This is a genomic window from Alteromonas sp. S167 (assembly GCF_036864375.1).
Lineage (GTDB): Bacteria > Pseudomonadota > Gammaproteobacteria > Enterobacterales > Alteromonadaceae > Alteromonas.
In genome coordinates this window covers 234,219-244,183 of sequence record NZ_JAZETR010000008.1, presented here as the reverse complement: position 1 = coordinate 244,183, position 9,965 = coordinate 234,219, and the positions used below count along the sequence as shown (strand labels likewise).

The following is a 9,965-nucleotide window of genomic DNA, read 5'->3' as shown; positions in this document are numbered from 1 at the left end:
GATATAAGGAAACGGTTTGGTCGTATCGGGTTGAAAATGTACGACCCTATCAAGCGCCCAGATAAGTCCACCATCGAGCAATTAGGGCGTTCTTTTGACTATTTAGGTTATCACTTTTACGACTCAACAATTAGCGCTAGGCTTGGCTCTATTGAAAGGTTGAAGCATTCACTTGTATCTATTTTTACCAGTTACAAACATTCAAAACAGAAAAGTGAAGAGTTTTTACTTTGGCGACTTAACCTTCGGATTACGGGTTGTGTTTTCGACAATAAAGCCAAAGGTTGGCTGTTTTTCTTTTCAGAGATTAATGATGAACAACTGTTACATACGCTTGATCATTATGTAAGTAAGCTTATTAAACGCTTTAACGTGTCTATTCAGCCTAAAAAGTTCGTCAGGGCATTCAAAGAGCTGAGCCACAGAAAATACGAAACAAGTTATATTCCAAATTTCGATGAATATACATTAGCGCAAAAGAAAAAAGTCCTAACGGACTACTTTAAGGTCAATGTCAGTAAGCTGAGAAAAGTCGAAGTTGAGTTTGAATTTAATAAAAGAATAAATAAACAAGTTAAAGACTTACTTGTTGATGTGCAAAGCTTTGCATATTAGTGAGTTAGGGAGATATTTTGTTAAAACGGATTTCCACAATAAAAAATATTGGCACCTATAAAGACTGCAATGGTCGCCAAAGCCAGTTTGAAAAGCTTACGCTCGTTTATGGTAGAAATACATACGGAAAAAGCACGTTGGGTGATATTTTTTCATCGCTCAATTCTGGTGAGTCAACTACCATAAGCGCCCGAAAGAGCATTCCTGACGATGGAACAACACAAAAGGTCGAACTGAACTTTTTAGGTGCTGATGGCAAGAAAGAAATAAAAGCTATCTTTAACAACAATGACTGGAAAAATAAATTACCCGATCATTTAAGGCTAGCAGTTTACGATGATGCTTTCTACCACAAAAATGTTTTCTTGGGTCGCACACTAACTCGCAACACCAAAGAGAGCTTTAGCGATTTTATCTTGGGGTCGCAAGGTGTAGCTGAAGCAGAAAACATCGCAGCGAAAAATAAAGAACTAAAAGAGAAGAAGTCAGATCTCAAAAAGTTAGTTCAGAGCGAGTTTTCAAAAGTTGATGACCTAAAATCATTTATAGCTGAACCTGTAATTGCGGATATAGACGCTACCAAAGAAGGACTAGACAAAAAACGTGAAGAATATGCTTTGCTTAACTCACAAAAGAAAGCAAGTAAGGCGATTAGGAAAAGAAAGAATCTATTTCCGCTTAAAGTAGCTACAGACTTTAGTGAAGCGGTAACGGCAATTAACACTGTACTGAAAACCGGGCTAGACAACCCACATGAGGCAGCCAAAGCAGAATTAAATCGTCATATTGAAAAACATTTTGTTAAGCCTGAAGGTGCTGAACAATGGATTAAACAAGGCTTAAGTTTACTTGATGGTGATAACTGTCATTTTTGTGGGCAGGCAATTACACCACAAGCAAATGAGTTACTGGATTTATATCGACAATGTTTTGATGACCAGTTTGCTAGGCATGAAAGTTTTGTGAAAACAACAATTGAGAGGCATCAGCACTTGCTGGGTGCGAACTGGCTGGAGAAACTTGATTCTTCAATAGCTAGCGCTAGTTTAATTCTTGATAGCTACCCAGAGCTTTCTAATGAACATGAAATTCCTGATACTGTAAACAATATCAGAATCTCTCATGAAGCCATACAAGGGAAGATCGAACAAATAACCTTAATAGTAAATCAAATAGTAGAAGCATTTACTGCAAAGATTGATGCTAAATTGGCGAACCCTAAAGCAGAGTTCGAAACGGTTGAGGCTGCTGAACTAGATCAACAGCTAAATAACTTATACAACGACATAAACAGTCTAAACACTTTTTACTCTTCGTTTAATAAACGAGCTAACGAATTCAAAGCTAGATTTGAAGTTGACCAAATTGAAAAAGATCTTGAACGCCTTGCACAGCAAGGTAAAGACATTGCGCTAAAAATTGAACGATACGAAAAGAATGACGCCTGTGAAGAGCACATCTCTTTATCAAAAAGCATCTGCGATCTTGAGGGCGATATTCCAAAGCTAAAAGAATCGCTACGGAATGAACAAAGCGCCTTTTTGAATCTGTATTTCTCTAAAATTAATAAGCATTTTAATGATTTAGGTAGTAGAGACTTTAAACTTGAATATAAGCCTGAACCTCTTGGCAATAAACCCATTTATAGCTTTAAAGTAAAGTTTAAAGGGACTGGCATTGCCGAGAGCGATTTAGATAAAATTTTTAGTGAATCTGATAGGCGATCTCTTGGTTTATCAATTTTTTTAGCATCACTGGACTCACTTGAAGACGAAGTCTTAGGTAAAACAATTATTGTTTTTGATGACCCAGTAACCTCATTTGATGAGAACAGAGTCGGGCAAACGCATAGTAAGTTAGTGAAGTTGGCAGATAGGTGCCGACAAGTAATAATGCTTAGCCACTTCAAGGATGGGGTAGCGAACTTTTTAAAGGTGCATGGGTTTTCAAAGAGTGATATTGCTTTAATCGAAATTAAGAAAAATGCTCAAGGTTCATATCTTGAAGTAGGGAACAAAAGTGCCTTTCTAAAATCAGCTCACCATTTAAACACTGAAGAGTTAATCGATTTTGTTGAACGAAATATTGATAAATTAAGTTGTAAGCCACGTGTTTATCTTGAAGAAGTTCTAAGTTTAAGGTTTTCGAAACAGATACGTAAAAAACAAATTACTAATGAATCGTTAAGTAAGCGGATTGATGCATTGAGCGAAGAAAAAATAGTATCGCAGGATATTGCAAAGCAATTGCATGATTGGCGCGAAGAGCTTAACCCTGAGCATCATGTTTGGATGGATGACGATATAGAAAATCAAAGGACTACGATTGCTAGCTTTTTAGAGTTCGTGTTTTATGAGCTAGTGCCAGAGCCAGTGGGAGAGGTTTAATGTCTGAATATGTATTTGTAGAAAAGCCTCTTCTAAATCAACTGGCAGCTATGGGATGGCAAGTTATTGAGCATTCCTCTAGTGTTATTCCTAATGATCCTAGTATCAGTTATCGTAAACACTTCAGAGAATGTGTTATTCAGAGAGAGTTTGCCAAGGCTATTAGTACACTTAACATTATTGATGGCCAATGTTGGTTAACTGATGCTCAAATAGATGGACTTTATGAAGACTTCACTGACTTTGGTGTTAAGAGCCTGCTTGAAAACAATCAAGAGTTTATGGAGCGAATCAAAAAGTGGCAGGTAGATGAGAACACCGTAACTGGTGAGCAGAACCCTACAGTTAAGATTATTGATTTTGATAATTGGAAGGCCAACCGATTTGTTGCAATAAATCAGTTTCGTATTGATACCCCTGCTGGCGTTAAAGGTTGCATCGTTCCTGACATTGTTTTGTTTGTTAACGGCCTCCCTCTGGTTGTTATTGAATGTAAAGATGTAAATAGCTTTACGTCAGACCCAATGAATCAATCAATAGAGCAATTAAGGCGATATGCTGACCTAAGGGAGCCGGAAGGTTCTCAACTGATTGAAGGAGAAGAAAAACTTTTTTATACCAATCAATTAATGATTGGCACATATGGTGACAACGCCAAGTTCGGTACAGTTACATCAACAGAAGAGTATTATTTTAATTGGAAAACAATTTACCCAGATGATACTCCTTATGTAGACCCCACGACAGGGAAGCATCGTAAACAAGAAACGCTTGTTCAAGGTATGTTGCACCCAAGAAACCTTATAGATATTACAAATAACTTTACATTATTCATGGATGCTGGAAAGCAACGTATAAAGGTTGTTGCTCGCTATCAGCAATATCGTGCGGTTAATAAGATTATTCAACGAATTAGAACTGGTGAGACAAGTGATGAACGCTCTGGTGTCGTTTGGCATACACAAGGTAGCGGTAAGTCTCTAACAATGGTCTTTTTAGTACGCAAAATGCGTAGTACCGAAGACTTGAAAGATTACAAAGTATTGATGGTCAATGACCGGAAAGATCTAGATAAACAGCTTGGTGAAACGGCTGATTTAACAGGCGAAAAGGTTTATCGCATTTCTAGCAGTGATGAAGTTAAAACTGAGCTGTGTGATGATCGCTCAACTCTGAATATGGTAATGGTGCATAAGTTTAGAGAAGCGTATAACAGAAATACGCCAGACTATCTAAATGAAGCTTTGGGTAAATCTGTCGCAGAATCTTCTTCTGGGTATTCTTCTGAAGTTGACAAAGACAGTGTTGTGAAGCTATTTGAAAGCTTTGGCGAGGTTAATCCATCAGACAAAGTGCTTATCATGATTGATGAAGCGCACCGTACACAGAAAACAGGACAAGATAAAGCTAGTTTGTCGGACAATATGTTCGATGCATTCCCCAATGCAACTCGCTTGGCGTTTACTGGTACCCCTTTAATTGCCGACCATCATAATGATCCAACTTGGAAGCGCTTTGGCAATAACCCTGATGAACCGTATATTGATGAATACAAGCTGCAAGATGCCGTAGATGATGGTGCTACTCTGCAAATATTGTATGAGGGCAAAACAGCCGACTCAGCAATCTATGATAAACATGGTTTTGATACAAAATTTGAAAACTTATTTAAAGAAAGAACCGATGAGGAAATAGCTGCAATCCGCAAAAAGTATGGTGCAACTGGCGATATATTAGAAGCTGAAGATCGTATTGAAGAAATATCTAACGACCTTGTTAATCACTATATACAAAAAGTGTTGCCTAGTGGCTATAAAGCTCAGGTTGTTTGCTCTTCAAAACAAGCGGCATTGCACTATCAAAAGTTTATTAGAAAAGCGCTTAATGACTGGGCAGAAGAAGAAAAGCAAAAATCTACTGAAGAACAGGATAAAGAGCTACTCAAACAGGTTGAGTTTCTCGATGCTATGGTTGTCATTTCTTCTGATGGAACGAATGAAAAGGCTTCATTTGTTGCTGCTAGGAACGAGTCTCGCAAACGTAATGCGGTGGAAAACTTTAAGAAGAAATTTAATTACGACAAGCCAGATACAGGCATCGGATTCTTAATAGTTTGTGACATGCTTCTTACTGGTTTTGATGCGCCTATTGAACAGGTTATGTACATTGATAAGAAGCTAAAAGAACATAACTTACTGCAAACAATAGCTCGTGTTAATAGAACATATCCCGGTAAAACAGTTGGGTATGTTGTCGATTACATAGGCTTAACTGAGAATCTAAAAGAAGCGCTATCGCTATACTCAGGCAAAGATCAAAAAGACATTTTAGATACGTTTAAATCGGTCGAGTCTGAAATGCCTGTACTTCAAAGTCGTTATAGGCAGTTGATTCAACTATTTGAAGATAAAGATATCTCACAAATAGAAAGTCTCGTCCAACAAAAGCTAACTTCAGATATTGAAAGGTACAAAGTTACAGAGTCCGTTATTCAAACTTTAGAGGATGTTAAAACTCGCGATAGCTTTAATGTCTACCTTAAGAAATTCATGCAAAGTATGGATATTATTTTGCCAAACAAACTGGCACATCCATACAAAATACCTATGTACCAATTTAGTCATCTACAAGCTAGAGCGAGGGAGCGGTATAAAGATGACTCTATCAATATTACTGGTGCTGGTGAAAAAGTTCGCAAGCTAGTTAATGAACACCTAATTAGCCTAGGTATTAACCCTAAAGTGCCACCTGTAGAGCTATTCTCAGACAAATTCATAACCACCTTAAAAGAGCATAAGGATGATCGAGCTGCGGCTAGTGAAATGGAACATGCTATTCGTAAGCATTGTAAAGTGAATGAATCTGATGACCCTGTAATGTACAAGCGCTTCAGTGAAAAGCTCGATGATATTCTTAAGAAGTACAATGAACAGTGGGATCAGATGCTGCTTCACTTGGATGAATTAAGAGAAGAAATAGATGAAGGTAGAGGTGATGATTCATCCGCTGGAGATCCGTTTACTGATCTAATCGTTGAGTTGGCGTTTGATGGGTCTTGCCAGCCAAGTGAGATGGAAGCCGTTAAGAGTATTGTTGAACAAATACTAGAAATAATGGCTAATAAAATTGAAGGGTTAAACTTCTGGGATCGCCCTAATATGGTTGATGAACTTGAAGGTAAAATCCAAGAAGTATTTATATTGAGTGACGTTCCGGCACTAGAAGAATCATTTGAGCTAGTAACAACAGAGTTATTGAATCTAGCCAAAAGAAGAGAGCTAGATATTTTGTCTAACAGAAAACAACAGGATGGTAATTAGTGGCAGATACTTTAAATGTCAGCACATATAAGGATATCAGCTACAAACTAAAGAAAAGTGATAGGAAGACAACAAGTATTTACATTGAACGTGATGGTACCGTTTTAGTGATAGCGCCATCACCATTTGATGTCGAGAAAATTGAACAGATCATAGAGTCTAAGAGAAGCTGGATTTATAAGAGCCTAGCCGAGTGGGAGGACCTTAACAGAACTCGAATCCATCGAGAGTATGTTAACGGTGAAAGTTTTTTATATTTTGGCAGAAACTACCGTCTGCAACTAGTGAAAGACCAATCAGAGCCTCTAACTTTTCATTACGGCCAATTTAAGTTGTTGGATTCAGAAGTGGCTAACGCCCCTGATCACTTTAAGAACTTTTACAAAACGAAATTACAGCAGCGTTTAGATGAAAGGCTTAAGCTCTACCAGCCAAAAATGAAACTGAAACCTGCCAGCATTCGAGTTATGGAATTACAAAACCGCTGGGGGTCATGCACCTCGAAAGGAGCAATAAACCTTCATTGGAAGTGTGCCATGTTGCCTTTAAGCGTATTAGACTACGTTATTGTTCACGAGCTTGCTCATCTAGAAGACAAAAGCCATTCTCCCAAATTTTGGCGCACGATAGAAAAAGTAATGCCAGACTATGGTGAAGCCAAGAAGTGGCTTAAATTTAACGGCGCTGGGATGACACTGTAAAACTAAAAAGCCCACTTTAAAGTGGGCTTTAGCTATCTATTAAACGCTTTATTTACTGTAAACGACTTATTTAATCCCAGTAAACGTTTTATTTACTCAAATCATTTAGTTAGGTGTCACCGCGTTGTGGTAAACGTCTTGTACGTCGTCACAGTCGTTTAGCATATCCATGAATTTTTCGAACATCGGCATATCGTCTTCACTGATCTCTGTTTCAGTTTGTGGCATCCAACTCATTTCTTCTGCAATGAAGTTAATGTCTGGATAAGCTTCCGTAAGCGCTGTTTTAACTTGATAGAACTCTGTGTGAGGAGCGTAAACCGTTACCTTGCCGTCATCTACTTCAACGTCAGTTACGTCTACGTCTGCTTCCATCAGTACTTCAAGAATAGCGTCTTCATCGTCGCCTTCAAACTGGAATACCGCTTGGTGATCGAACATGTGCGATACCGCACCTTGTGCACCCAGTTTTGCGTTTGTCTTTGTAAAGCAGTTACGCACTTCAGTAATAGTACGGTTAGCGTTATCAGATAGACAGTCAACAATTACCATGCAGTTACCCGGGCCAAAGCCTTCGTAACGCATAGGCTGGAAGTCTTCACCTGCACCACCCGCTGCTTTATCGATGGCTTTTTCAATTACGTGGCTTGGCACCTGGTCTTTCTTTGCTTTTTCCATTAAACGGCGCAGCGATAGGTTAGTGTCAGGATCGGCACCACCGTTTTTCGCACACACGTAAATTTCTTTACCGTACTTAGAATATACTTTCGTTTTTTGGCCGGCAGTTTTTGCCATGGCGTTTTTACGTACTTCGAATGCTCTTCCCATCTTAAAATTCTCTTTCTCGCAATTGGAATGCTGCGTTGCGGTTATATAGGCTACTGTGCGGCTTTCTAAGCTTAGCAGGCTAAACTCTGCTAATTAAGCTCTGCTACCTAAGCTTTGAAACTTGGCTATGCAATACTCGTGTATCGCAAGATTAGCGACATAGTCGCAAACACAAAAAAAAGTGGCAAAATTCTACCCTATTTTATACCCAACAATACAGCCTTAATGGCGTTTTAGTTGGCTACAGCACTCGCTTTATAGCAAACGCTAAATTTCAGTAGGTTTAAGGTAAATGCTCCGTCGCCAAATAATCGTGCGACTGCATTTCCTTTAATCGACTAAGGCAGCGTCTAAATTCAAAGTTTAACAAGCCTTCTGTATACAAATCTTCAAGTGCCACCTCTGCAGAAATAATAAGCTTTACGTTACGCTCATAAAACTCATCTACCATGGCAATAAAACGTCGTGCAACATCGTCATTGTGCTGCCCCATTTGTTTTACATTTGCCAGCAACACCGAGTGATAACAACGGCTTAGTTCAATGTAATCGCTTTGACTGCGCGGGCCGCCACACAGGTTTTTAAAATCAATCATCAGCACGCCATCTGCATTTCGAAGCGTGGTAATTTTGCGATTGTTTACATCAATATCTTCGCCACTGGTACCTTCTTCTGGAGCAAGCTGTGTAAAGTAGCTATGCAGGTTTTCTGTGGCCTGTGCATCTAGCGGGTAATGATAAATTTCCGCTTGTTCTAACGTGCGCAACCTGTAGTCAATGCCGCTGTCTACATTCACAACACGGGTATTTTGGTTTAACAAATCGATAGCAGGCAGAAAACGTGCGCGCTGCAGTCCGTTTTTGTATAAGTCGTCCGGAACAATGTTCGATGTGGCCACCAGCACAATACCGTGCCCAAACAGCTCTTCCATTAATGTTCCTAGAATCATGGCATCGGTAATATCAGACACAAAAAACTCGTCAAAACATATTACGCGAGCTTCTTTAGCTAGCTTAGCCGCGACTATTTTAAGAGGGTCTTGGGCACTTTTAAGCTGTTTAAGTTCATCGTGTACGCGGTACATAAAACGGTGAAAATGCACACGCATTTTTTTCTCAAACGGCAAGCAGTCATAAAAGGTATCAACTAAATAGGTTTTTCCTCGCCCAACGCCGCCGTAAAAGTAAATGCCTTGAATACCCGGTTTCGAATAGCCTTTTCCAAACGCGGCTTTCAATTTTACTCGCCACGTTACTTTTTTCTTTGGCTGAGTGAGTTCGTCGTATAAACGCTGAAGTTCTTTTACTGCGTTTTCTTGTGCCGCGTCATAATGAAAATCAGACGACTGAAGATCTAGCTGATATTTTTCCCATGGCGTCATCGCCTAAACCACTCCGTACAAAAGTCAATAGCGGCGCATGCTGCACCGACCTGCTTGAATTTCTCAATTATGACCTTAATTTTACTGGAAATCACGGTAGAATCGCACTCAGTTAATTGTGCTATATCATGAACATTGAAAAAACGTCATGTTGTATGCGCTTTTCGGGTTCGACCTTGCTATATTCAAAGTGTGGTCGAAAGCAGTGCGATTACCGTAATAATTTAACGCGCTGCAAGATGTAGATTGATTCGGAGAATTTAATGGAATTGTTAGTATCTCTTGCTTTGTTAATTGTTGGCTTAGTCATTGGTTTTTTTGTAGGCCGTTTTTTCCAGCAAAAACAAGGTGCAGGCAATGCAGCGCAAACTGAAAAGCAAGTGAAAGAAATTCTTGCGCAGCAGGCACAGCACCATATTCATCAAACCCGTCAAAGCCTAGAAAGCATTGAAAACCAGTGCGAAGTGCTTAAACAGCAAATTGAAGAATATGAATTGTTGCTAGAACAAGGCAGCGACGAAGAAGGCAACAAAGTACCTTTTTACGGCGAACAAGCCACAACGTATTTACGAAATAATCTTAAACAGTCTGATAAGGCACGAGTGAAGCGCGTTTCTGATACGCAACCAAAAGACTTTGCTAATGCTGGCTCTGGGTTATTCGTCGGCAGAACCGAGCAGAATAACGCAGAAAAACAGTAACATCGGGAACTTTTCACTGCCCTCAGGCTCTT

The 9,965-nt window shown here is 39.3% G+C and carries 6 protein-coding genes and 1 pseudogene; 5 read left to right on the top strand and 2 right to left on the bottom strand.

The genetic code is table 11. The features are described 5' to 3' along the window. The 4 genes and pseudogenes from V7R35_RS13885 to V7R35_RS13870 all read left to right on the top strand — a co-directional run. A pseudogene (locus tag V7R35_RS13885) lies at nt 1-615 on the top strand (RNA-dependent DNA polymerase); the annotation flags it as partial. 17 nt (nt 616-632) lie between these two features. After that, entirely contained in the window at nt 633-3,002 is a 2,370-nt protein-coding gene (locus tag V7R35_RS13880; protein WP_334015498.1) for an AAA family ATPase, read from the top strand. Continuing rightward, nucleotides 3,002-6,322, top strand: a complete 3,321-nt coding sequence (locus tag V7R35_RS13875; RefSeq protein WP_334015497.1) for a type I restriction endonuclease subunit R — start codon at nt 3,002-3,004, stop codon at nt 6,320-6,322. The genes V7R35_RS13880 and V7R35_RS13875 overlap by 1 nt, the downstream gene beginning before the upstream one ends. Next, complete coding sequence (locus V7R35_RS13870; protein WP_334015496.1) at nt 6,322-7,023, top strand: M48 family metallopeptidase; 702 nt, start codon at nt 6,322-6,324, stop codon at nt 7,021-7,023. Before V7R35_RS13875 ends, V7R35_RS13870 begins: the two co-directional genes overlap by 1 nt. A 105-nt stretch (nt 7,024-7,128) precedes the next feature. Here the strand turns inward: V7R35_RS13870 and V7R35_RS13865 are convergent, their stop codons facing one another. Together V7R35_RS13865 and zapE are read right to left on the bottom strand one after the other, a co-directional pair. Beyond that, on the bottom strand, nt 7,129-7,851 hold the full coding sequence (locus V7R35_RS13865) for a YebC/PmpR family DNA-binding transcriptional regulator (protein WP_334015495.1): 723 nt from the start codon (nt 7,849-7,851) through the stop codon (nt 7,129-7,131). 283 nt (nt 7,852-8,134) lie between these two features. Further along, nucleotides 8,135-9,232, bottom strand: a complete 1,098-nt coding sequence (gene zapE / locus V7R35_RS13860; RefSeq protein WP_334015494.1) for a cell division protein ZapE — start codon at nt 9,230-9,232, stop codon at nt 8,135-8,137. A 263-nt stretch (nt 9,233-9,495) separates the two neighbouring features. On the opposite strand from zapE, the gene V7R35_RS13855 reads away from it, so the two are divergent. Then, on the top strand, nt 9,496-9,933 hold the full coding sequence (locus tag V7R35_RS13855) for a ZapG family protein (protein ID WP_334015493.1): 438 nt from the start codon (nt 9,496-9,498) through the stop codon (nt 9,931-9,933). The last annotated feature ends 32 nt before the right edge of the window (nt 9,934-9,965 follow it).

Coding starts and splice junctions, on each gene's coding strand:
- V7R35_RS13875 (WP_334015497.1), top strand. CDS start 3,002: ATGTCTGAATATGTATTTGTAGAAAAGCCTCTTCTAAATCAACTGGCA.
- V7R35_RS13865 (WP_334015495.1), bottom strand. CDS start 7,851: ATGGGAAGAGCATTCGAAGTACGTAAAAACGCCATGGCAAAAACTGCC.
- zapE (WP_334015494.1), bottom strand. CDS start 9,232: ATGACGCCATGGGAAAAATATCAGCTAGATCTTCAGTCGTCTGATTTT.
- V7R35_RS13855 (WP_334015493.1), top strand. CDS start 9,496: ATGGAATTGTTAGTATCTCTTGCTTTGTTAATTGTTGGCTTAGTCATT.